Origin of the sequence: Dolichospermum sp. DET69 (genome assembly GCA_017355425.1) — a bacterium.
In the GTDB taxonomy this organism is placed as follows: domain Bacteria; phylum Cyanobacteriota; class Cyanobacteriia; order Cyanobacteriales; family Nostocaceae; genus Dolichospermum.
Genome location: CP070233.1, coordinates 302,947 through 327,632, shown reverse-complemented (window position 1 = coordinate 327,632; position 24,686 = coordinate 302,947). Strand labels below are relative to the sequence as shown.

General features: G+C 37.4%; 24 protein-coding genes and 1 pseudogene. 17 read left to right on the top strand and 8 right to left on the bottom strand.

Annotated features, from left to right (window positions below; genetic code table 11):
- Positions 1-66 precede the first annotated feature (66 nt).
- The 6 genes from EZY12_01735 (at position 67) to EZY12_01710 (ending at position 5,806) form a co-directional block, all read left to right on the top strand.
- Positions 67-270: a hypothetical protein gene (locus tag EZY12_01735; GenBank protein ID QSX68458.1), complete on the top strand. Its 204-nt coding sequence runs from the start codon at positions 67-69 to the stop codon at positions 268-270.
- Between the two features lie 359 nt (positions 271-629).
- Positions 630-1,001, top strand: a complete 372-nt coding sequence (locus tag EZY12_01730) for a hypothetical protein (protein QSX68457.1) — start codon at positions 630-632, stop codon at positions 999-1,001.
- Between the two features lie 59 nt (positions 1,002-1,060).
- On the top strand, positions 1,061-1,315 hold the full coding sequence (locus EZY12_01725) for a hypothetical protein (GenBank protein QSX68456.1): 255 nt from the start codon (positions 1,061-1,063) through the stop codon (positions 1,313-1,315).
- Positions 1,316-1,466: 151 nt separating this feature from the next.
- Positions 1,467-1,829: a hypothetical protein gene (locus tag EZY12_01720; GenBank protein ID QSX68455.1), complete on the top strand. Its 363-nt coding sequence runs from the start codon at positions 1,467-1,469 to the stop codon at positions 1,827-1,829.
- A 127-nt stretch (positions 1,830-1,956) separates the two neighbouring features.
- A complete protein-coding gene (locus EZY12_01715; protein QSX68454.1) occupies positions 1,957-4,098 on the top strand; it encodes a peptidase domain-containing ABC transporter in 2,142 nt (713 codons plus the stop codon).
- 334 nt (positions 4,099-4,432) lie between these two features.
- A complete protein-coding gene (locus tag EZY12_01710; GenBank protein ID QSX68453.1) occupies positions 4,433-5,806 on the top strand; it encodes an HlyD family efflux transporter periplasmic adaptor subunit in 1,374 nt (457 codons plus the stop codon).
- Positions 5,807-6,231: 425 nt separating this feature from the next.
- On the opposite strand, the gene EZY12_01705 is transcribed toward EZY12_01710, so the two are convergent.
- Positions 6,232-7,641, bottom strand: a complete 1,410-nt coding sequence (locus tag EZY12_01705; protein QSX68452.1) for a 1-acyl-sn-glycerol-3-phosphate acyltransferase — start codon at positions 7,639-7,641, stop codon at positions 6,232-6,234.
- Between the two features lie 93 nt (positions 7,642-7,734).
- Here EZY12_01705 and EZY12_01700 point away from each other — a divergent pair, with 93 nt between their 5' ends.
- The 8 genes from EZY12_01700 (at position 7,735) to EZY12_01665 (ending at position 16,551) form a co-directional block, all read left to right on the top strand.
- Positions 7,735-8,367: a DUF938 domain-containing protein gene (locus EZY12_01700; GenBank protein ID QSX68451.1), complete on the top strand. Its 633-nt coding sequence runs from the start codon at positions 7,735-7,737 to the stop codon at positions 8,365-8,367.
- Between the two features lie 992 nt (positions 8,368-9,359).
- Complete coding sequence (locus EZY12_01695) at positions 9,360-9,761, top strand: hypothetical protein (GenBank protein QSX68450.1); 402 nt, start codon at positions 9,360-9,362, stop codon at positions 9,759-9,761.
- Entirely contained in the window at positions 9,761-10,213 is a 453-nt protein-coding gene (locus EZY12_01690; GenBank protein ID QSX68449.1) for an HNH endonuclease, read from the top strand. The genes EZY12_01695 and EZY12_01690 overlap by 1 nt, the downstream gene beginning before the upstream one ends.
- Before the next feature lie 52 nt (positions 10,214-10,265).
- Positions 10,266-11,168, top strand: a complete 903-nt coding sequence (locus tag EZY12_01685; GenBank protein QSX68448.1) for a rhodanese-related sulfurtransferase — start codon at positions 10,266-10,268, stop codon at positions 11,166-11,168.
- A gap of 109 nt (positions 11,169-11,277) precedes the next feature.
- Positions 11,278-14,148 carry an aminomethyl-transferring glycine dehydrogenase gene (gene gcvP / locus EZY12_01680; GenBank protein ID QSX68447.1) on the top strand — a complete coding sequence of 957 codons (2,871 nt, stop codon included), beginning with the start codon at positions 11,278-11,280 and terminating at the stop codon, positions 14,146-14,148.
- A gap of 1,459 nt (positions 14,149-15,607) precedes the next feature.
- Positions 15,608-15,820 carry a type II toxin-antitoxin system VapB family antitoxin gene (locus EZY12_01675; GenBank protein QSX68446.1) on the top strand — a complete coding sequence of 71 codons (213 nt, stop codon included), beginning with the start codon at positions 15,608-15,610 and terminating at the stop codon, positions 15,818-15,820.
- Positions 15,807-16,214, top strand: coding sequence for a PIN domain nuclease (locus tag EZY12_01670; GenBank protein QSX70471.1), 408 nt, complete (start codon positions 15,807-15,809; stop codon positions 16,212-16,214). Before EZY12_01675 ends, EZY12_01670 begins: the two co-directional genes overlap by 14 nt.
- A gap of 43 nt (positions 16,215-16,257) precedes the next feature.
- Positions 16,258-16,551: a hypothetical protein gene (locus EZY12_01665; GenBank protein QSX68445.1), complete on the top strand. Its 294-nt coding sequence runs from the start codon at positions 16,258-16,260 to the stop codon at positions 16,549-16,551.
- A 419-nt stretch (positions 16,552-16,970) separates the two neighbouring features.
- Here the strand turns inward: EZY12_01665 and EZY12_01660 are convergent, their stop codons facing one another.
- From EZY12_01660 to EZY12_01650, 3 genes and pseudogenes are all read right to left on the bottom strand, one after another.
- Positions 16,971-17,402, bottom strand: coding sequence for a transcriptional regulator (locus EZY12_01660; GenBank protein QSX68444.1), 432 nt, complete (start codon positions 17,400-17,402; stop codon positions 16,971-16,973).
- A gap of 298 nt (positions 17,403-17,700) precedes the next feature.
- Positions 17,701-17,793, bottom strand: a pseudogene (locus EZY12_01655) (type II toxin-antitoxin system HigB family toxin).
- 663 nt (positions 17,794-18,456) lie between these two features.
- Positions 18,457-18,858, bottom strand: a complete 402-nt coding sequence (locus tag EZY12_01650) for a GxxExxY protein (GenBank protein ID QSX68443.1) — start codon at positions 18,856-18,858, stop codon at positions 18,457-18,459.
- Between the two features lie 379 nt (positions 18,859-19,237).
- Between EZY12_01650 and EZY12_01645 the strand changes: the two genes are divergently transcribed.
- Positions 19,238-19,453 carry a hypothetical protein gene (locus tag EZY12_01645; protein QSX68442.1) on the top strand — a complete coding sequence of 72 codons (216 nt, stop codon included), beginning with the start codon at positions 19,238-19,240 and terminating at the stop codon, positions 19,451-19,453.
- Positions 19,454-19,603: 150 nt separating this feature from the next.
- Here the strand turns inward: EZY12_01645 and EZY12_01640 are convergent, their stop codons facing one another.
- From EZY12_01640 to EZY12_01630, 3 genes are all read right to left on the bottom strand, one after another.
- The gene (locus EZY12_01640) at positions 19,604-20,194 is read right to left on the bottom strand and encodes a hypothetical protein (GenBank protein ID QSX68441.1); all 591 of its coding nucleotides are present in this window, start codon (positions 20,192-20,194) and stop codon (positions 19,604-19,606) included.
- Positions 20,195-20,249: 55 nt separating this feature from the next.
- Positions 20,250-20,573: a (2Fe-2S) ferredoxin domain-containing protein gene (locus EZY12_01635; protein QSX68440.1), complete on the bottom strand. Its 324-nt coding sequence runs from the start codon at positions 20,571-20,573 to the stop codon at positions 20,250-20,252.
- A 207-nt stretch (positions 20,574-20,780) separates the two neighbouring features.
- Positions 20,781-21,755, bottom strand: a complete 975-nt coding sequence (locus tag EZY12_01630; GenBank protein QSX68439.1) for a cysteine synthase A — start codon at positions 21,753-21,755, stop codon at positions 20,781-20,783.
- Between the two features lie 250 nt (positions 21,756-22,005).
- Here EZY12_01630 and EZY12_01625 point away from each other — a divergent pair, with 250 nt between their 5' ends.
- Together EZY12_01625 and EZY12_01620 are read left to right on the top strand one after the other, a co-directional pair.
- Positions 22,006-22,311, top strand: a complete 306-nt coding sequence (locus EZY12_01625) for a hypothetical protein (protein ID QSX68438.1) — start codon at positions 22,006-22,008, stop codon at positions 22,309-22,311.
- 12 nt (positions 22,312-22,323) lie between these two features.
- Entirely contained in the window at positions 22,324-22,503 is a 180-nt protein-coding gene (locus tag EZY12_01620; protein QSX70864.1) for a hypothetical protein, read from the top strand.
- Positions 22,504-22,821: 318 nt separating this feature from the next.
- On the opposite strand, the gene EZY12_01615 is transcribed toward EZY12_01620, so the two are convergent.
- Positions 22,822-24,678 (bottom strand): ABC transporter ATP-binding protein, encoded by a 1,857-nt coding sequence (locus tag EZY12_01615; GenBank protein ID QSX68437.1) that lies wholly within the window; start codon positions 24,676-24,678, stop codon positions 22,822-22,824.
- Positions 24,679-24,686 lie beyond the last annotated feature (8 nt).

Below are 24,686 nucleotides of genomic sequence, written 5' to 3'. Positions count from 1 at the left end.
TTAATTTGTAGGCGTTGAGAAATCTTTAGCGTACTTCCTAAACACCAACTTTTAGGAGAAAATTACATGGCTATGACAGTGGAAACAGCCCAGTTAAACAATCAAAGCATCTTGCAAAATTTTGCTTTGGGTGAAGAAATTGATGCACAAGCTGCGGAAATAATTTCTGGCGGCTACGTTACGATTAAAAATACAACAAATCAGCCGATTACTTACTCAATGAATGGAGTAGATACTGGAAATCCGGCTCTATCGCGTAAGCTAATCTGATTTCTTACGTTATCTAAACATTCAGCACCTGACCCAACGCAGCAATAAAAATTTTCAAGTATCTCCTCTTCTCTCCCTTACAATAATACTAGGGGAGATGTCTATAGAGAAGTTTTTCATATTTTGCGAAAAACAAAAGAAAAAATAAAAATTGTCTAATTCATCTTGAAAAATCTTCTTTTTCTCATATACTAAAAATAGAGGATTGAATAATATCCCCTCAAAATAAAACCTTTGCTTTTTATCTTTGTGTCCACTCTGCAAGAACGACTACTGTGTGGGGGCTGGTAGTTTTCTATGACATTAAGGTTGTAATATTGGGCGTATTTCCTAAATATCAACTTTTAGGAGAAAATAAAATGGCGATGACAGCAGAAAAAGCCCTGCAAAACAACCAAAGCATTTTGCAAAATTTTGGTTTGGTGGAAGAACTTGATGAACAAGCTGCGGAAATAATTTCTGGTGGTCAAACTGAGAGATTTACCATTAGAAATAAAACAAGGTATGACATTACTTACATACTAGATGGCAAACGGTCAACACTGCACCCTGGTGACGCAGTTAAATGGCGTACTGGTCGAGGAGGTATCATTAGATTTGATTCCGATGCTCTTAGACCCGGTGAGCAAAAGAAAGAATATGACTTATCCAATGGGGGGATATATGAATTTCAAGATGATCGAACAACCCCTTACCAATATGATCTCGACCTCTATTGGGTACGTAGGTAAGCTCATCTGATTTTTCAGGTGATGTAAATCAATTGCATTAAATTTCAGGAGCAACTCAAATGGCTATTACTATCGAAAAAACTCTGTTAAACAATCAAAGCATATTGCAAAATATTGCTTTGGTTCAAGAAATTGACGAACAAGCTGCGGAAATAATTTCTGGTGGTCAATCCAATAAAGAAATATCTGTTTTTGACGGTGAAGACGATCCAATAGTAGAAAATACTAACAAGGCTAATCTAGGCTTTGGCACTCAAAGAAGATCGAGAAGAAGAGATGGATATAGAGATAGAAACAGACATCACTGCGACTAAGTAGGCTAATCTTAATCCTACATAATTGCGATCGCCCTAAGCCATTCAAAAAGAAGGATCTATAATTACAATTACCCTTTTTATTGAGTATTTAGGGCGATCATAAATATTTAGCGTATTTCCTAAACAGGAACTTTTAGGAGAAAATCAAATGGCTATCACAGAAAAAAAATCTCTACAAAATAACCAAAGTATCTTACAAAATTTGGCTTTGGTGGAAGAACTTGACGAACAGGCTGCGGAAATAATTTCTGGTGGTATACGATGTACAATTAGAAATAAAACAAGGTACGACATCGCTTACAGACTAGTAGGTGGCAAACAATCACTACTAAGACCCGGTGAAATAGTTCAATTGATGACTAGGGGTCAAAGAGAGAAAATTGAATTTGATTCCAAAGAATATAACTTGTTCGATAAGGGTATATATGAATTTCGAGAGAAAAAAACCATTCATGACATCTATCTCCATAGGGTAGACCAGTCAATCTTTGACCCCGGCTTTAATAAATAGTTTTTCTGCGTCAATCCTCCTTCAATATTTGCTCCAATATCCCCCACTTCTTATATCGCCTCATAATTTATTTATCAGAAAAAAGAAGTCGGGTATCTAATTTTCTCCTCAAAAATCACGCCAGAAAATGAAATACAAAATAGTCCTTCAACACAGTGAAGAAGATTGTGGTGCAGCCGCTTTAGCCACAATTTCCCAACACTACGGACGCACATTTACCCTCAATCGAGTGCGCGAAGCTGTTGGTACTGGAGCGAGAGGAACTACTTTGTTAGGATTACGACGGGGTGCAGAAGCCCTGGGATTCCATACTAGACAAGTTAAAGCCTCTCCTCAACTCATCAATCAATTAGATCAAACTCCTCTCCCTGCGATTATTCACTGGAAAGGCTACCACTGGGTAGTATTATACGGGCAGAAGGGCAATAAATATGTCATTGGCGACCCCAGCGTTGGTATTCGTTACTTGACTCACCAAGAATTAATTACAGGTTGGAATAATGGGGTGATGTTGCTGCTGCTTCCAGATGAAAGCCGCTTTTATCAACAGGAATCAGATAAAATTGCTGGTTTTGTCCGTTATCTGCAACGGATTTACCCCTATCGCTTTATTATAGCCCAAGCCATTTCCCTAAATATCGCTATTGGTCTGCTTTCCCTGGCATCTCCCTTCATGATGCAGCTACTTACGGATGATGTCCTAGTGCGCGGAGATACCCAACTATTAACTACCGTCGCTATTGGCGTTATCGCCATGAACTTAATTAAAAGCGCCATTAGTTTGGTACAATCCCACCTCATCGGTCATTTTAGTCAAAGATTACAATTAGGACTAATCCTAGAATATGGGCGCAAACTCTTACATTTACCCCTATCCTATTTTGAAGGACGACGTAGCGGGGAAGTTGTCAGCCGCATTGCAGATGTTCACGCTATCAATAACTTAGTTTCCCAAATTGTTTTGGGATTACCCAGTCAATTTTTTATTGCGGTAGTCTCCTTGGGTTTTATGCTCTTTTATACTTGGGAGTTAACTCTAGCGTCTATATTGGCATTTGTCATAATTACGGGTGTTAACTTGCTTTTTTTACCAGCACTGCGACAGAAAACCCGCAATATGATTGTTTCTGGTACAGAAAACCAAGGCTTTTTGGTCGAAACATTTCGAGGAGTACAAGTCTTAAAAACTACCCAAGCTACACCCCAAGCCTGGGAAGAATATCAAGGAAATTTTGGTCGTTTGGCTAACTTGTCCTGGACTACTATGCAGCTAGGACTTTATAGCAGCACAGTTACAAATATTCTTTCTACATTTATTAATATTGGTATTCTCTGGATTGGTAGCTATTTAGTAATTAATCGAACTTTAACAATTGGACAATTGATGGCTTATAACGGGATGAGTGGTAATCTTCTCGGCTTTTTAAGTTCTGTCATTGGTTTAGTAGATGAATTTATCACTTCGCAAATAGTTATTCAACGGCTGACAGAAGTTATTGATGCGACTCCAGAAGATGAAAATGATCTAAAAAAACAGTGGGTAGAAATTCCTGCCAATGCAGAGATTACTTGCACAGAAATTAATTTTCACCACACAGGTAGAGTTGATTTATTGCAAGATTTTTCTGTAACTATTCCTGGTGGTCAGGTCATTGCTTTAATTGGTAAATCTGGTTGTGGTAAAAGTACCCTATCAAAATTAATGACTGGTTTATATCAATCGCAGTCAGGAAATATTCGTTATGGACTTTACAATCAACAGGATATATCTTTGGAATGTCTCAGACAACAAGTAATTTTAATTCCCCAAGAACCACATTTTTGGAGTCGCTCTATTATTGACAATTTCCATTTTAGCTATCCTCACATCAGTTTTGAGGAAATTGTCAAAGCTTGTCAAATTACTGGGACAGATGATTTTATTAGCGAATTACCTGATAAATATCAAACGGTTTTAGGAGAATTTGGAGCTAATCTTTCGGGAGGACAAAAGCAGCGATTAGCCATAGCTAGAGCCATCGTTACTAACCCCCCTTTGTTGATTTTAGATGAGTCTACGGGCGCACTTGACCCAGTGAGTGAAGCACAAATACTCAAGAGGCTTTTAGAATATCGTCAGGGTAAAACCACTATTTTAATTAGTCACCGTCCCAAGGTAATCCAGTGTGCAGATTGGATTGTATTTCTAGAACAAGGACGCTTAAAAGTCCAGGGGACACCAGCAGATTTATCTAAAATTCCTGGCGAACATTTGGACTTTTTAGATTAAGGATTTGTAGGGGTTTAGTAATGCTCATTGTTGTCAACTTAACGTAAAACCTTTAACCCGTCTGGGAATGAATTCCCAGTCTCATAGCAAAAGTCATCTAAAGATGACTGAATACTAGGAAAATTTATTAGTCCGTTTTAACGGACTTGAGCTATTAGACAGGGAATTTATTCCCTGGCGGGTGTGGAAGCCAAACAAATAAGCTATCTGTAGCCTAAGTTGACACAAATGAGCAGTGCTAAACCCCTACGGTAATTATTAACTGTTATTTTCTGATTTTATATTATGTAAATTTATATCTTGTAAATTTCTATCCCGTCACTTTCTATTAACCATGACTACCAACAACGACTTTTTACCCCCTATTCAAACAGATGAATTCCTGCCTCCAATTGCTCGTTGGACTACCTTTGGCGGTATGTTTATTCTCTGCGTTCTCGGACTAGCTATTCCTGTGGCCGCAGTCGCTAAATATAAGGTGACAATTCAAGGACAGGGGGTTGTACGTCCATCTGGAGAATTGCGAATTGTCCAGGCTACAACGGAAGGTAAAGTAATGCAGATTTATGTCAAAGAAAATCAGGTTGTGAAAACAGGAGATCAGATTGCTATTATTGATGACTCTCGTTTGCAAACTAAAAAAAGCCAATTGATAATTAATATTCAGCAAAGTAAATTGCAAATATTACAAATTCATACTCAAATTCAAATTCTTGAGAGTCAAATTAGAGCCGAAACTGATAAAGTTAATCGAATTATTAATGCTGCCAAAGCCGGATTAAGCGATAGCCAACGACAATATCATGATAAAAAAATTACCACTGTTTCTGAACTTGAAGAAGCTGATGCTAATCTCCATTCTACTGAGGCAGCTTTGAATGTAGCGAAGTTAAAGCAAAAGCGATATGAGAGTCTAGCGGAAGCATTGTCTAAGAATCAATTAGAGGAAGCACAGTTAGCTACAAAACAGCAGGAACAAGCGGTATCTGCTGCGATCGCTAAAAAGCAACGTGCTAAAGCCGCCTTAAATCCTAGTAATGCTGAAGTAAAAATTGCTAATGAGCGCATAGCTCAAGAAAAAGCTGGGGGTGAAAGTAATAAAGCAGCTTTAGAGAAAGAACATCAAGGAATGATCAAACAAAGCATGGAAGCTCAAAAACAGCTAGAACGTGATACGAGCGAACTAAAACAAGTGGAAACTGAACTAAATCAAACTACTATTACTGCTACGGCTGATGGTATTATTTCTCAAATCAACTTGCGTAATTCTGGTCAAACTGTACGTCCTGGGGAGGAAATATTGCAGATTGTCCCCAACAATGTTAATCAGATTATTAAGGCAGCAGTGGCATCAGAAGCGAAAAGTAAGCTCAAAATAGGTCAACCAGTCCAAATGCGAGTTAGTGCTTGTCCTTACCCCGATTATGGCACTCTCAATGGTAAAGTGGAGGCGATTTCTCCAGACGCTATTACTCCCCGACAAAATAGCACAAATGAGGGAATTTCCCATCCTCATAGTAGTCCGAAAGCAGTAGCCCCAAATGCCTTTTATGAAGTGACTATTAAACCAGAAACTTTGGTTTTAGGTAAAGGGAAAAATCTGTGTAACATTCAATTGGGAATGGAAGGTAGAGTTGATATTATTTCCCGCGAGGAAACGGTACTGCAATTTTTCTTGAGAAAGGCTAGGTTAATTGCAGATGTGTAATTGTATAGCAGGAAATAATGCTTTCTTAGAGGTTATTTGATAGCGAAGCGTGGCGTAGCCATAAAGTGTTTCGCTATGACTTTAGAGACTTTTACATCCCCCATAACCCCCCTTAAAAACCTACGGTGTACACACAAGTCTTCTAGAGTTGCCCCACAACGTTTAGATCCCCCCAACCCCCCTTAAAAAGGGGGGCTAAATTCTTCAAAGTCCCCCTTTTTAAGGGGGATTTAGGGGGATCGGATAACGTTTAGCATCCTGTCTAGAGATGTGTGTACACCGTAGTCTTAAAAACGGGGGAACGGTCATCAAAGTCTCCCTTTTTCAGGGAGATTTAGAGGGATCTAAAACTTTTGATACCGACAAGAGAACTTTATGGCTAACGCTAGGCAAGCTATCAAACATCCTCTTAGAGAAAATACAGATTAATCTTTAATTAAGCTCTCCAACATCATTTGTAAATCCTGCGTCAACTGACTAACACCCTTCCGCAAAACTTGTTTATTTCCCTGACAACTTTCCCATCTTTCATTAATATTAATCGGCTCACCGACAAAAATCATTGCTTGTTTTAAACCTAAACGCGGCCTTCCTGGTAAGGTAGAATCCTGAATGCGAGACAACATATCAAACATTAATAATATTGTTTCTGCAAATCTTTCTGGTGTGGGTTTTTCGAGAATATAATTAGAAGTAACTGCCACAAAACTTTCCGCAATTCTCATGTGCTGCATTTTTAAATCTGCTTCTTGGGCTACCCAATCAGCTAGACCACGTTTAAAAGGTGGTAAACTTTGAATATCGGCAATATCATCTCGATAAATATAATTCCAACCAGCATCTTCTAAACGCCGACATCTATCAATAAAATTACCGTGAGACTGCACATTAAAATACTTTTCTGTGATTTTTAAAGCAGTATCCATTAAGCGATGTAATCTAGTAATTAATGCCTCATTTATCGGAATTTCTGAAGTAATAATTTCTGGCAATTCTTGATGATAAAAACGCCGATAAAATTCCTCCATTTCTGAAATTAGATATTCAGCTAAACGCAGGACTCGCTGATATAAAATTCCTTCTAAATCCTTACCATTTGCACTAATTTCTGTCACAGGTAAACCGCTATCAGCTTCTAATTTAGATAATAGCCAATCTATTTTTTGCCAAGGGGGGTTAACGTAACTATATTTAATACCAATAGGAATAATAAAAACCTGTTCTTCGCGGTTAGCCTTTTTTAAATCTTCCACACACCAAAAACCCAATTGTGCTACACCTGGTTCTAAGGGACTGACTCTACTACTATGTCCATTTGTACCACCTTCAGGAGCGATCGCTATCGGCATTTCAGCATTAGCAAATAATTCTCGGGCCATTTGAATGGCGTTTTTATCTACGCGTTTTCCCCTGCGAACAGGTACACCACCAAGTCGGGAAAATAACCATCCTAACCAATTTCCTGCCCATAAAGTCATCCCCCGTTCATACATAAAATGACTGTGAACTGGGTATTTGAGATTAATACCTTTTTCCCGTGCCACTTTTGGGACAATCCGTGATAGCAGATATAACATAGACAGCGGATCTTCTACCTCTGGGTGACGGAAAGCGATTAAAAATCGGACTTTACCTGCTTGAAATTCTTGGTATAATTTGGCTAAGACTTCCGCATTTTTAGCTTCAATATTGACAATACCCGCAGGTAGCCAAGGTCTAGTTCTCACCCGCAAAATAAAAGGCAAAAACCAAGATATAATTTTAACAACAAAGGGATTATGACGTTGAGGAATAAATTTTAGCGGTGGTTTGGTGGAATGAATAGATTTAGGCAAGTTGTTCTCCTGTGGTATGGCGAAAAAGGCTAAAATTGAGAAATCGCTGCTAATTTAATTATCATATTGAATAATAACTAGATATAGCCAGATATGAACACATCACCAGACCAGCGAAAATTTGCCCCCGCAACCCAGCGCAACCGTGAACCGATTTTAGAGGTACTATTACAAATATTGCCTCAACATGGGACTGTTTTAGAAATAGCCAGTGGTACAGGTGAACACGCTACATTTTTTTCCTATCACTTAGCACCTCGACAATGGCTACCTTCTGACCCTAACCCAGAACTGCTTGCTAGTATTAGCGCGTGGGCTGAATTTTTTCCCTGTGATGTTCTGCAACCACCCGTAAATTTAGATGCTAGTTCGGCAATTTGGGCTGTGGAAACAGAGCCGTTACCAGAGCTTCCTATTTCTGCTATTGTCAATATTAACATGATTCATATTTCCCCTTGGTCAGCCTGTTTAGGACTTATGGCAGGGGCTGGAAGGATTCTGCCACCTGGTGGTATCCTCTATTTATATGGTCCCTACAAACAAGATGGTGAGCATACCGCACCTAGTAACGCCGCTTTTGATGAGTCTTTACAAGCAGAAAATCCAGATTGGGGAGTGCGGAATTTGGAAGATGTGATTACAGCAGCAGCAGTGGAAAACCTGACTTTGCAAGAAACTCGCATTATGCCAGCAAATAACTTGTCACTAATATTTAAACATAATTAATTTCGTAGGGGCGGGGTTTCCCCGCCCTCTCGATTGTATTGCATCCGAACGATAACCGCTATATAAACATTTCCGTTTTTCCAAGGTTACACCATAAACCAATTTTCTATTTTCATTTTTTCAAAATTATTAAAATCTGAAACATTATTTGTTACTAAAATTAAATCATTTACCTTTGATATAGCTGCAATTTGCCCATCTGGATATGCAGGAGTTTTTCCTATTCCTACAAGTCGTGATCTTTTATTAGCAAATCACTCAGCAGCTACACCATCATCATGCAAAATAGGAATTTTTGGTTTAGAGACTTCCAATTAAAGAAATATCTAAAATTTCTTGTGGTGCGGGCATCTTGCCCGCTAATAATACAGGGACGGGCAAGATGCCCATCCCACAAAATTGGATAATCTTTTTTGTGGAGTTCTCTTAATTATTTCGTGCAGATAGTGAACAATTTTATTTTTCTTTTTAGAAAGAGGTAAACGATAACAACCAAATAAAAGCTCGTGCCATGTTACAAAAGAAGGGAACAGGGAACAGGGAACAGGGAACAGATAAGAAACACTCATTTGCACCAGTTTAGAGCTTCAGTCAAAAAAAAGATGTTTTTACAAGATGCGTAGCCCGAAAAAAACAGTGTCATTATTTCAATCTCATGTTCTACTCAAACATGAGTTTTTCCTGTTCCGGTGTGCCTATTCCCTGTTACCTCTGAAATCCAAAAAATCCCCAACGCAAACTAACATCCTGTAAATCTTTAAATCGGTGGATATCCTGATATGGCTTGCGCTACGCTATCAGACAAATTATTGAACGCAGATAAACGCGGATAAACGCAGATGATTTTTTCAGATTAGAAAACACAACAAAATCGCTATCCTGTACATCCTTGAATCGGTGGATATCCTGATTCTGACAAAATAATCCATTATTAAGATGATTATGAGTTACAATTTAAGCTATCTATAAATATAAAATGAGGTCATGTAATTATGACTGTAACTACGGAAATTCGTCAAAGAGCAATTGAACTACTGGAACAATTACCAGGAGAGTCATTAATTAAAGCAGTTGAATTTTTAGAAGTTCTTTCTCATGAGTCTTTACAGCTATCACAAACGCAAAATTATTCTATGAGCGAAGTTGCTTTATTGCAAATAATTCAACATCGGTTATCTTCTGAGCAACAAAATAGATTATCTTATTTACGGGAACAAAACGAAAATGAAGAAATTACAGAGATAGAGTATCAAGAATTGCTAACCTATATTGATCGGATTGAACAAGAAGATACTGAACGCGTACAAGCATTGATTCAATTAGCTCAAGTTCGACAAGTTGATTTAAACGTGCTGATTAATCAATTTTCACCTACAGATATTAATTTAACCTGATGTCAGATCGAGTTACGGAATCAATTAGACGTGCTGTTGCTGCTCGTAGTTGTGGTTACTGTGAGTATTGTCGTTGTTCTGAAAAATTTGCAACACAAAGTTTTACAGTTGAACACATAAAACCTCGAAAAGCAGGTGGTGAAAATGTTTTAGAAAATCTCGCTTGGAGTTGCTTTGGATGTAATGCTCATAAACATACCAAAACAGAGGCAATTGATCCAGAAACTGAGGAAAAAATAGCATTATTTAATCCTCGTCAGCAAGCTTGGACTGATCATTTTAATTGGAATGATGATTTTACTCAGGTTATTGGTAAAACACCTTCTGGACGGGTAACGGTTGAATCTTTGCGTTTGAATCGTGCCGGTGTTGTTAATCTACGTCGTTTGTTATTTGCTGCAAATTTACATCCACCTGAGAAAGTTGGTTTAAGTGATTTGGACTCAATCTAAACTCAATATCCTAAAATACTTTTATTTCAATTATTATTAATTTACCAAGACCATGAACCCAGAAAATCTGATTGTTGTTGCTGCAATGTATAAATTTGTGAATCTGCCTGATTGTGACGAACTGCAAACAGCCTTATTATCCTTCTGTCAGTCACAAGAGATTAAAGGAACAATCTTACTAGCACAAGAAGGAATTAACGGCACAATTGCTGGTTCTCGTCAACAAATTGATGTAGTTTTAGCCTTTCTTCGCAATGATTCACGATTTGCAGATATAGAACACAAAGAATCTTATACAGAAATTCCCCCTTTTGAACGATTAAAAATTAAATTAAAGCCAGAAATTGTCACTTTAGGATTACCAGAAGTGAACCCTGCGGAAAAAGTAGGAACTTATGTAAAACCTGAAGATTGGAACGAATTAATTTCTAACCCCGAAGTCACCGTCATTGATACCCGCAATGATTATGAAGTCACTATTGGCACATTTAAAGGTGCAGAAAATCCGCAAACCCAAATATTTCGAGACTTTCCTGAATATGTCCAAAAACATCTTGATACTAATAAACATAAAAAAGTAGCTATGTTTTGTACTGGAGGTATTCGCTGTGAAAAAGCCTCATCTTATTTACTTTCTCAAGGGTTTGCAGAAGTTTATCACCTCCAAGGAGGCATTCTCAAATATTTAGAAGAAATTCCCCCAGAAGAAAGTTTATGGGAAGGAGAATGTTTTGTTTTTGATGAAAGAAACACAGTTAATCATGACTTAGAAGCGGGATATCATGAATTATGCTTTTGTTGTGGATATCCCATATCTGAAGCAGATAAATCTTCATCTGAATATGAACAAGGTATTTCTTGTCACCATTGTTTCGAGAGTCTAACACAGGAAAAAAGAAAACGACTACAACAAAAATGGCAACATTACCAATCAATGAAACAAACCAACACTTAAAAACTCTCTGCGTCTGGAGCGTGAGATAAAAACAAGATATAGAAAAAACCCTAATATCCAAAAGTGATCATTACAATATATTAATATAGAAATCTTTGGAGAACGATTTGTGGTAACTAATTCCCCGCGCATTCAAGCTCACAGTAGTCAGAAACTGAGCGACTTTACACAAAGACACATTGGACCAAACCCTGATGATGTTCAGCAAATGCTGAATATATTAGGTCTTTCCAGCCTTGATGATCTCATTGATAAAACAGTACCACAGGGGATTCGCTTTCATCAAACCCTAAATTTACCAGCAGCACAAAGCGAATATGCAGCATTAGGAATGTTAAAACAGATAGCTGACAAAAATCAGGTTTATCGCTCATTTATTGGCATGGGTTATTACGACTGTATCACCCCCGCAGTCATTCAACGCAACATTTTAGAAAATCCCGGTTGGTATACAGCTTACACCCCTTATCAGCCAGAAATTGCCCAAGGACGTTTGGAAGCGTTGTTAAATTTCCAAACCATGATTATTGACTTGACGGGGTTAGAAATTGCTAACGCTTCTTTACTTGATGAAGGAACAGCAGCCGCAGAAGCAATGAGTATGAGTTATGGTGTGTGCAAAAACAAATCCCATAACTATTTTGTTTCTAGTGAATGTCATCCTCAAACCATTGATGTATTGCAAACACGCGCAAAACCTTTAGGGATAAATATCATTATCGGTAATCATCAAACTTTTGATTTCTCAGAATCAATTTTTGGTGCAATTCTCCAATATCCCGCAACCGACGGCACAATTTACGACTACCGCAATTTTATCACAAAGTCTCATGCTCAGGGTGCATTGGTGACTGTAGCCGCAGATCCTTTGAGTTTAACATTACTTACACCTCCCGGTGAATTAGGGGCTGATATTGCTGTAGGCAGTACACAAAGATTTGGTATTCCCTTGGGCTTTGGGGGACCACACGCTGCTTATTTTGCCACGAAGGAAGAGTATAAACGGCTCGTTCCAGGGCGAATTATTGGGGTATCCAAGGACGTAAATGGTAAACCTGCCTTACGTCTGGCTTTACAAACCCGTGAACAACACATTCGCAGAGATAAAGCCACCAGTAATATTTGCACGGCACAGGTTTTACTTGCAGTAATGGCGAGTATGTATGCAGTTTATCATGGACCGGATGGACTCAGAGCGATCGCTCAAAATATCCATGAACTTACCGCAACCTTAGCAGCAGGACTGAAAAAGTTAGGTTATAAAATCAGTTCGGAAAACTTCTTTGATACCTTGCGGGTAGAATTAGGAAATACCAAATTAGATGCAATTCTCGACGCTGCGAATGAGAGAAATATCAACTTGAGAATTTTTGATAATTCCACTGTTGGTATTTCCTTAGATGAAACTACCACAGAAGCAGATTTAATTGATATTTGGCAAATTTTTGCATTGAAAGATCAATTACCGTTCACTGTAGAAGAATTATCAATTTCTCATTATCAACTATCAAGAACAAGTAAATATCTCACTCACTCAGTTTTTAACCGTTATCATTCAGAAACTGAGTTATTACGTTATTTACATCAACTAGAAAGCAAGGATTTATCATTAACAACATCAATGATTCCTTTGGGTTCTTGCACCATGAAGTTAAACGCAACTTCGGAAATGATTCCCGTAACTTGGGCAGAATTTGGGAAAATCCATCCTTTTGCGCCAATTTCCCAAACTAGAGGTTATCAAATTCTGTTCCAACAACTAGAAGCATGGTTAGGAGAAATCACAGGTTTTGCAGGAATTTCCTTACAACCAAATGCAGGTTCTCAAGGTGAATATGCAGGACTTTTAGTAATTCATGAATATCATCAAAGTCGGGGAGAAGGACACAGAAATATTTGTTTAATTCCCCAATCTGCCCATGGAACAAATCCTGCAAGTGCGGTAATGTGTGGAATGAAAGTAGTAGGAGTTGCTTGTGATGATCATGGTAATATTGACGTTGAAGATTTAAAAGCCAAAGCTGAAAAACATAGTAGTGAACTTTCAGCTTTAATGGTGACATATCCATCAACTCATGGGGTATTTGAAGAAGCAATTCAAGAAATTTGTGCTGTCATTCATGAACATGGTGGACAAGTTTACATGGACGGCGCTAATATGAATGCCCAAGTAGGTATTTGTCGTCCTGGTGATATTGGTGCAGATGTCTGTCATTTGAATTTACACAAAACTTTCTGTATTCCTCATGGTGGTGGTGGTCCCGGTATGGGTCCCATTGGTGTGGCTTCCCACCTTGTCCCCTTCCTTCCTGGACATTCTGTGGTGAGAATGGGTGGTGATTTGGGTGCTGTTTCTGCTGCACCTTGGGGTAGTGCAAGTATCCTAGTGATTTCTTGGATGTATATTATCATGATGGGTGCAGATGGGTTGACGGAAGCAACCAAAATTGCCATTTTGAATGCTAATTACATGGCTAAGAAATTAGAGTCTTATTATCCGGTTTTGTATCAGGGAAAAAATGGTTTGGTGGCACATGAATGTATTTTAGATTTGCGTTCTTTGAAGAAATCAGCGCAGATTGAAATTGATGATGTTGCGAAGCGGTTAATGGATTATGGTTTTCATGCACCTACTGTTTCTTGGCCTGTTGCGGGGACAATTATGGTAGAACCAACGGAAAGTGAATCTAAACAGGAATTAGATCGTTTTTGTGATGCTTTGATTGCGATTCGTGAGGAAGTTGCGGCAATTGAATCTGGTAAGATGGACATTGAAGATAATGTTTTGAAAAATGCCCCTCACACTGCGGAAAGTTTGATTATTGGTGAGTGGAATCATCCTTATTCCCGTGAACAAGCTGCTTATCCTGCACCTTGGAATAAGGAATATAAGTTCTGGCCCAGTGTGGGGAGAATAGACGCAGCTTTTGGGGATAGGAATTTTGTTTGTTCTTGTTTACCGATGGAGGCTTATAGTTAATTAATTGTAGGGTGCGTTATTGAAATGTAACGCACCTTTTTGATTGTGATTTGTTAATTATTTAAGGTGCGTTACGCTGGTGCTAACGCACCCTACGGACTAAATACGTAGATTACTTAGAGATCATACCTGCTGTTACAAACATTACTATTAAAGAACCGCAAAAGAAATAAGGTACTAAAATAGCAGGAACAGCACCAGATAAAGAGCCTATTAGACAAAACAATGCGAACATAAAAATAAGCTGCAAAATACCTTCCATTATTTGTAATTGTCTGAATCAGGATGTCCAGGATTTTAGGATGTACAGGATTGTGATTTGTAGGTTATTGGTGGGATGCTGATATTTTAATTGTCTGAATCAGGATGTCCAGGATTTTAGGATGTACAGGATTGTGATTTGTAGGTTATTGGTGGGATGCTGATATTTTAATTGTCTGAATCAGGATGTCCAGGATTTTAGGATGTACAGGATTGTGATTTGTAGGTTATTGGTGGGATGCTGATATTTTAATTGTCTGAATCAGGATGTCCAGGATTTTAGGATGTACAGGATTGTGATTTGTAGGTTATTGGTGGGATGCTGATATTTTAATTGTCTGAATCAGGATGTCCAGGATTTTAGGATGTACAGGATTGTGATTTGTAGGTTATTGGTGGGATGCTGATATTTTAATTGTCTGAATCAGGATGTCCAGGATTTTAGGATGTACAGGATTGTGATTTGTAGGTTATTGGTGGGATGCTGATATTTTAATTGTCTGAATCAGGATGTCCAGGATTTTAGGATGTACAGGATTGTGATTTGTAGGTTATTGGTGGGATGCTGATATTTTAATTGTCTGAATCAGGATGTCCAGGATTTTAGGATGTACAGGATTGTGATTTGTAGGTTATTGGTGGGATGCTGATATTTTAATTGTCTGAATCAGGATGTCCAGGATTTTAGGATGTACAGGATTGTGATTTGTAGGTTATTGGTGGGATGCTGATATTTTAATTGTCTGAATCAGGATGTCCAGGATTTTAGGATGTACAGGATTGTGATTTGTAGGTTATTGGTGGGATGCTGATATTTTAATTGTCTGAATCAGGATGTCCAGGATTTTAGGATGTACAGGATTGTGATTTGTAGGTTATTGGTGGGATGCTGATATTTTAATTGTCTGAATCAGGATGTCCAGGATTTTAGGATGTACAGGATTGTTATTGATAAATTGTCTGTGAAGATTTGAAGATTATAAAATCCAGTTACAGTAATAGTCAAGAATTAACAGGGGATAATTTAACTGATAACTTATCTATTATCCCAAAATCTGTATATTTTATAGACAATCAAACAACTACATCCTGATAGCGAAGCGTGGCGTTAGCCATAAATCCTCTAATCCTGGTTATCCTGATTCAGACAAAATAGTGTATAATACACATATCCATACACATAATCTACCTAAATATCATGCGAACCAATATTGAACTTGACGACGGGTTACTAGAAGAAGCATTTCGTTTAACTAACGTGCGAACCAAAAAAGAATTAATTCATCTAGCATTACAAGAACTAATTCGCGTTCGTAAAAAACGGAATTTACTTGATTTAAGTGGACAAATTCAATTTACTCCTGACTATGACTACAAAGCATTGCGAGAAAATCGAAATGTTTCTGATTGATACTTCCATTTGGATAAATGTTTTACGCAATAAAACAGGAGTTGCACGTCAAAATCTCCAGACATTTATAAAAGATGAAAATGTCTTTCTGACTCGATTTACCCAAATGGAATTATTACAAGGTTGTCGGGATGAAAGGGAGTGGATGTTATTGCAAACCTACCTGCAAGAACAAGACTATCTTGAAGCAACTGATAATACTTGGGTTTTCGCTGCACGAATTTATTATGATTTACAAAGACAAGGGTTAACTGTTAGAAGTAGTATAGATTGTTGTATTGCCCAAATAGCAATAGAAAACCAGCTAACCCTAATTCATAATGATCGTGATTTTGAAACTATTCAACAAGTAAGACCTCTGTTATGTTTGCGGTTTCCATCTTCTGGAAATTAACAATTAGCACCATTTGAGAAAATCACCAAAGGTATATATAATTATGAATACATTGGAAAAATTAGAATTGCTGAGTGAAAACTGTAACGACAACACAGAATTAGAAAGAATTATTGGACAACTTTTAAATGTAATCTTAATCCGTCATCGTCAAAAATTAGCCATTTACAACTCTGATTTAGAACAATTTGAAATAAAATATCAACTCACCTCTGAACAATTCGTAAAAAAATTTAACTCAGGAAGTTTAGGGGATGAAATGGATTATTTTGAGTGGTTTGGCTTATGCGAACTACGCCAAGATATTTTACAAAAAATCCATAAATTAGAACAATGATAAAATTGTAATTGTCTGAATCAGGATGTCCAGGATTTTAGGATTTTCAGGATTGTTATTTGTAGGTTATTGGTGGGATGATAAAATTGTAATTGTCTGAATCAGGATGTCCAGGATTTTAGGATGTACAGGATTGTTATTGATGAATTGTTTGTGAATATTGAAAGAGGAAAAATGATAATTACAATCACAGTAATAAAAAATTACATCCTGAAAATCCTCTAATCCTGGACATCCTGATTCAGACAAAAAAATCCTCAAAATCCCCACTTCAAACAACAACATCCTGATAGCGAAGCGTGGCGTTAGCCATAAATCCCGTAATCCTGGTTATCCTGATTCAGACAGAGACAGTTAATTTGTAGTGTGCGTTACATTTCATTAACGCACCATTTTGATTTTGTTATTGAAATAGTGCGTTACGCTACTTCTAAAAAATCTCTTTCTAATGGATTTTTTGGAAAGAATACAGCGGCTGAAACATTAAAAAACTTTGCCAGCTTTTCAATATGTTCAACTGTTAATTTACGCTTGTTTTTAAGTACATCGGAAACAATTGACTCCGTTTTAAAAATAGGAACTAAATCTTTTTGTTTCAGATTTAATTCCGCAATTAAAACTTTTAAAAGTTCTACTCCATAGATATCTGGAATCAGATTTTGTTTTTCCTCATATTCATAAATTAAAATTCCCAGTAAATCCAAATAGTCTTCTTCTTCCTCTGTTAGTTCCCCCTTGTCAAGTAGATTATCAACAACTGCTTGAATTTTTTCTAAATCTTCTTCATTCTTTATAGAACGTGGGGGGAAAGATACAAGTAATTGTGTATAGCTGCTGTGATGATTCAACATTCGCTCATTATGGTATTATTTGCTTAAATATTAGGAATAAAAATATTAGGCTCTACCGCTCCCTTTATGATATTTTCGATATAATATCCCTGAACCCCTTGCCCTGACTGGATTTGAGGTTTTAATGTTTTCAGAAATAGGCGATCGCTATTAATTTAGATAAAACCTATATACATCAATGGTTTTGGATATCTAAAAGGGATATTTAATCACAAGGGGAGCGGTAGAACCAAATATTATGACTGAGATTGAATAATACCAATCTTAGTTTTACCTAATTTATCAATCCTAATTAGTATTAGCTATTAAACCATTCATCATCTTTCCATTTATCTCTATCATATTCTGCATGAGTAAGAAAATCACGGATATATATGACTTTGGTTTTATGTACAGGATTTTAGGATGTACAGGATTGTTATTTGTAGGTTATTGGTGGGATGATAAAATTGTTATTGTCTGAATCAGGATGTCCAGGATTTTAGGATGTACAGGATTGTTATTTGTAGGTTATTGGTGGGATGATAAAATTGTTATTGTCTGAATCAGGATGTCCAGGATTTTAGGATGTACAGGATTTTTATTTGTAGGTTATTGGTGGGATGATAAAATTGTTATTGTCTGAATCAGGATGTCCAGGATTTTAGGATGTACAGGATTGTTATTGATAAATTGTCTGTGAAGATCTGAAGATTATAAAATCCAGTTACAGTAATAGTCAAGAATTAACAGCGGATAATTTAACTGATAACTTATCTATTATCCCAAAATCTGTATATTTTATAGACAATCAAACAACTACATCCTGAAAATCCTCTAATCCTGGTTATCCTGATTCAGACAGATTGTTATTGATAAATTGTCTGTGAAGATTTGAAGATTATAAAATCCAGTTATAGTAATAGTCAAGAATTAACAGCGGATAATTTAACTGATAACTTATCTATTATCCCAAAATCTGTATATATTATAGACAATCAAACAACCACATCCTGAAAATCCTCTAATCCTGGTTATCCTGATATGGCTTCGCCACGCTTCGCTATCAGACAAATTAACCCTGAAATCTAGGATTAAAAACCTTCTTGTATTCCAACTTCAACCCACCAAAATTAATCAATAATCCCACAGGAAAATTATAAGCTACCAAATAATTCTTCGCTTGCGCTAAATGAACATCTTCTAAAGAAATAACCGCTTTTAACTCCACCACAACCTGATTTTCAACTATAAAATCCGCCCTGCGTGTTCCTACTTCAATTCCTTCATAATAAATTGTTTGTTCCACCTCCCTTCCAAAACTTAAACCTGATTTTTTAAGTTCAATTTCCATACATCTTTGATAAATAACCTCCTGAAAACCATTTCCCAAAGTTCGGTGTATTTTCATTGCACATCCATTGATTATATATGTAATTTCGTCTAATTTTAGATTTTGGGTATGAGATGTGTTCATGAATTTACAGGATGGTAATTTGTAGGTTGTTGGTGGGATGCTGAAATTGTAATTGTCTGAATCAGGATGTCCAGGATTTTAGGATGTACAGGATTATTGATAAATTGTCTGTGAAGATTTGAAGATTATAAAATCCAGTTACAGTAATAGTCAAGAATTAACAGCGGATAATTTAACTGATAACTTATCTATTATCCCAAAATCTGTATATATTATAGACAATCAAACAACCACATCCTGAAAATCCTCTAATCCTGGTTATCCTGATATGGCTTGCGCCACGCTACGCTATCAGACAAAAAATATTATAACATAATCAATATTTTCATTATTGATTATGTTATAATATAAAGGTTATCAAAATTATTAAGATAATTCTATGATGACTCAAGTAATGATTCAACCCTCATACTGGATAGAATCTGGAATTGAAATCAGCAAAGTCAGAAATTTGAATTTGTTTAAATTCACTCCAGAATTACAATCTAGGTTAGAAGAACTTGTTGATAAAAACAAAGCAGGAATGTTAAATACAACAGAACAAGCTGAATTAACTGGAATATTAGAACTGGACAGGTTGGCATCCACCAGATGAAGACCCGCGACAAAGTTGAGAAAACCCAATACTTTCACAATAATATAGATGATGCTGTTATAAGATACATCATAGCCCCCTCCTCGCAAGCGGGGAGGGGGTTGGGGGTGGGGTTCATGTACCTCATTCAATCAAGAATCGCTGTAATGATTATCTATTTCCTCTACCTGGACACAATTCATCTATCCAAGACGGAAAAATACTGCTATGGGTAGATGAAACACCGGGAATATTTTGGACGGGAATTCTAGTATTGATAAATCGTTTGTCTATTTGCTCCCTTTCCAGTCCCACAGGTAACTTAACAGAAGAATGATGATGCACCGGCGTAGCAACAGCCATCACGGAAACACTTGTAGACATTTTCAATAACACCTGTTTACGTTCTTTGGAGATAGGTGAATCTATTAAATGTATATGAGCAGGAGACGTACTAACAATCTCATTTCTGGCTGTAGAATGCTGGGCTTTTAATAATTTTAACTCCTGTTCAGGATTGAAGTGTAAATGCAAAGCCACAATTATTTGATCAGGATCATTGTTTAAATCCAAAATAAAAGGCAGGATTTTTTTTAGCTCTGGTTCTAAAGTAGATAAAGTTGCTAAAATGTACCCAGAAGAAGGTCGGCGTATACCATCATAATCTTTCCAAATTCGCATTTTTACTAGCCAAGCACGATTTTGTTCGTAATAACTCAGCCACTTGATTTTTAATGATTGACGTAGATGCTGAATATCCATTCATTCCCTCACTGCATTTGTGCTAAATTAAAGGATTTATATATTTTCAGTTAGTTTACCCGTGGGGATGAAACCGATAATAAAGCATTTTCTTAACTCTTTTACCACTTAATAAATGTTGTTCTACCAATCTAGGTATTTCTTGGGGTAAAACCCGACAATACCAAACCATCTCCGGTAACACTAACACCATTGGCCCATTACCACATTGACCTAAGCAGCCACTTGGTATAACTGTCACATTAAGTATAGGTAAAGCTTGTAAAGCCGCTAATACTTCTGCTGCACCTTGTTTCCTACAAGTACGATGTTGACATACTTGGACACAAATAGGAAGAGGTTGTTCCTGATTTGAGATATTTGATATTAATTCATTCATCACCATTTTGACTATAAACGCCAGTTATCTAGTATTAGTGAATAGCCTAAATCTTGAATTATTTGGTAATGAGACAAATTACCAGTAACTAAAGTAAGATTACAACGATTTTTGATTGAGTGAGGTACATGAACCCCACCCCCAACCCCCTCCCCGCAAGCGAGGAGGGGGCTATGATGTACCTCATAACAGATAAGTAAAAAAATCCTAATTGATAACTAATCCTTTACTTGCTAACCATTCACTATTAAATATCCGTGATTGATAGCGAGAACCACTGTCACATAAGATAGTCACAATAGTATGTCCTGGTCCTAATTGTTTAGCTAAAGCCACAGCCGCACCGACATTAATTCCCGTTGAACCACCCATTAATAAACCATCTTTTCTTAATAGTTGATAAACCACTCGCAAGGCTTCAGAATCATCAATTTGGATCGCATCATCAATAGGTGCGCTTTCCATATTAGCGGTAATTCTACTATTACCAATACCTTCAGTAATAGAATTTCCTTCCATTTTGATTTCCCCAGTTTTGATATAGCTATATAGTCCACTACCCAAAGGATCAGCAACTACACATTTAACGCCCGGATTTTGATCCTTGAGGTACATAGCCACACCAGCATAAGTACCACCCGTACCAGTGGCCGCCACCCAACCATCAATTTTACCGCCTGTCTGTTGCCAAATCTCTCTACCTGTGGTTTCATAATGGGCAACACGATTGGCTAAATTATCAAACTGATTAGCCCAAATGGCGTTTTCCATTTCCGCCGCAATCTTACCAGATAGTTTGACGTAATTATTCGGATCTTTGTAAGGTACAGCCGGAACAGGACGAACTTCCGCACCCAAGGTAGTCAAAGCATCAATTTTTTCTTGAGATTGGGTATTGGGAATAAAAATCAAGCATTTGTAACCTTTGACATTGCAGATATGTGCTAGTCCAATACCCGTATTACCCGCAGTTCCTTCTACTACTGTACCTCCAGGTTTGAGGAGTCCTTTTTTTTCTGCGTCTTCGATAATGTAAAGTGCAGCCCGATCTTTCACAGAACCACCAGGGTTAAGAAATTCGGCTTTGGCCAGGATTTCACAACCTGTTTCTTCACTAAAACTGTTCAAGCGAATTAGAGGTGTGTTACCAATCGTACCAATAAATCCATTTTTGATATTCATGTTGAATCTACCTGAGTTATTCCCGATCTGCTTGCAGCAGCGCTAGTTCCCTCCGGGACGCTTCGCGAACGCTATCAAATTTTGACATTTAACGAAATCCTATTGTGATCTTTTTCCCCATAATTTCCGAAAAGCCAGGACACAATCTTGAATCTAAACTAAATGCAGCAATGATAATATGCTTTGTGAATTTCCTGGTACAAATTATCATATAATATAATCGATAATGTCCTAAACAAGGTGGACGCTGATGAAATCTCCCCATGAACATAATCAAGACCTTCAACGTCAGGTAGAAAAGCGACTGCGCGAAATGGATGATCAAATCCATGGTATTGATGCACCTTTCTATCAAACGCAAAAACACCAACCAGCACAATCTCAAAAATCTTGGCTGAGAAAAGTAATTCTTGGTGGACAGCTTTTTGGTTTGGCTGTGGCAACTATAGTTGCAGTGAAAGTAGCCTCAGCTTTGGCAGGAATTGTAATGTTTGGGGCTTTGGCTTTTCTGGTTTATAAACTTTTTCTAGAATCTAAATTTAAGAATATTAAATAAAGTGGCATTATCATGAATAATCAAGTGGGAACTGACCAATTTATTAATGATTTAGAACGGGTTGCTCAAGTTCGTTCTGAGATTTCTATTTGTTTAAGCAAAACTGGCTTTCCTGAGTTTATGGGGGCGTTAAATACGTTTCTGACCAGGGAAAGAGCGAATCAACGTTATAATGAATTAACGGATGCTTGAAAATCTACTTGTAAAGTATTGAAATTAGATCGCAATTCCCAACTTAATCAAGATGTAAATTCTCTTTGTGATTATTTGGTTAATGAAAGAAAGTACGATACAGCGGTTTGCGCTCTTATGAGGTACATCTTAGCCCCCTCCCCGCAAGCCTACAGTGTACACACAAGTCTTCTAGAGTTGCCCCACAACGTTTAGATCCCCCCAACCCCCCTTAAAAAGGGGGGCTAAATTCTTCAAAGTCCCCCTTTTTAAGGGGGATTTAGGGGGATCGGATCACGTTTAGCATCCTGTCTAGAGATGTGTGTACACTTTTATTATTTAATTGTGCCGATTTCTGATCCGTTCAGGACTACCAGTAGGAATTGCAGCAATTAATTTTTGCGTATATTCTTCCTTTGGTTCTAAATAGATACTTTCAGATGTCCCTGATTCCACAATTTTTCCTTGGTTCATCACCAAAATGCGATCGCTCAAAAATTTCACTACACTTAAATCATGGGAAATAAAGATATAAGTTAGTTGAAAATCCGCTTGCAATTCTTTTAATAAATTTAAAACCTGTGCTTGCACTGACACATCCAAAGCAGAAACAGACTCATCGCAGATAATAAACTTAGGATTCAAAGCTAAAGCGCGAGCAATACAAACCCGTTGACGCTGACCACCTGAAAATTGATGAGGATACTTTTTCTGATCATCTGCACTTAAACCCACCCTTTCTAAAAGTTCCACAACCCTAGCTTGTTGCTGTTGTTTTGACTTACCCACACCATGAATCAATAGGGGTTCAATAATCGCTTCCCCAACTTTCATCCGGGGGTTGAGGGAACTAAAAGGATTTTGGAAAATAATTTGCATTTCCCGTCGTAAGTGCTGCAAAGTTTTCCCAGTCAAGTGAGTAATATCTTGTCCATCAAAGAATATTTTACCGCTCATCGGTTCGATTAATCGCAGCAGGGTTCTACCCAAAGTAGTTTTACCGCAACCCGATTCCCCCACCAATCCCAAAGTTTCTCCCGGAAAGACATCAAAAGAAACGCCATTTACCGCCTTATGGTAACGTTTTGTGGCTCCAAATACTCCCCGAACTGGAAAACCAACTTCCAAGTTACGAACTGTCAACAGAGGTTGTTTTGCACTGTTATTTGCTAATCTTTGATTAATCTCTTCCCTAGTAATTTCCGATGGTTGTGCGGGTTCTTTAGCCTGAATTATGACTTTGCCAAATTCATCTTCTGTGACACTCATATAGTCAGAAACAGTCAGCAGTTTGTGGGGACGACGGTTCAAACTAGGACGACAAGCTACAAGTCCTTTAGTATAAGGATGTTGGGGATTGTTGAAAATTTGTGCAGCAGCACCATATTCCACAATTTTACCTTTATACATCACTGCCACTTGGTCAGTAATTTCCGAAATTAACCCCAAGTCATGGCTAATAAAAATCATTGCCATATTGCGACTTTGTTGTAATTCATACAACAATGCTAAAATTGTCGCTTGCACAGTTACATCTAAAGCTGTAGTTGGCTCGTCAGCAATTAATACAGAGGGATTACAAGAAATTGCCATTGCAATCATCACTCGTTGCAATTGTCCCCCAGATAGTTGATGAGGATAGCGTTCCAGCATTGCTTCTTTGTGTTCTTTCACCAATTGTGCTAATTTAAAACTCCCTGATTCAGACAAATCATTATTAATATATTGTTCTTGAATTTGCTCATCACTAGGTAAAAGTTTAACTTCTTGTAAACCCGCAATCGCAATTCTTTTCGCTGCAATTGCATTTACATTTTGATGTCGCATAATTGCTTCTTGCAACTGAAAACCGATACTATAAACCGGATTTAAAGAAGTCATCGGTTCTTGGAAAATCATTGCAATATCACCACCTCGATAAAGCTGCATTTCTTGAGGTGATAATGTTAATAAATCCAGGGGTTGGTTATTTGTCCGCGAAAAGAAAATTTCCCCTCTAGTTACTTTTCCAGGATATTGCAACAAACCCATGATTGCTAAAGCTGTAACTGACTTTCCACTCCCAGACTCTCCCACTATTCCCAGAGTTTCACCTTGATGTAACTGGAAGCTAATATCATCAATAGCTTTGACATTACTGCTATCACTGATAAATTCAACTTGTAGATTGCGAACCCCTAAAACTATTTCTTTCATATCACCAA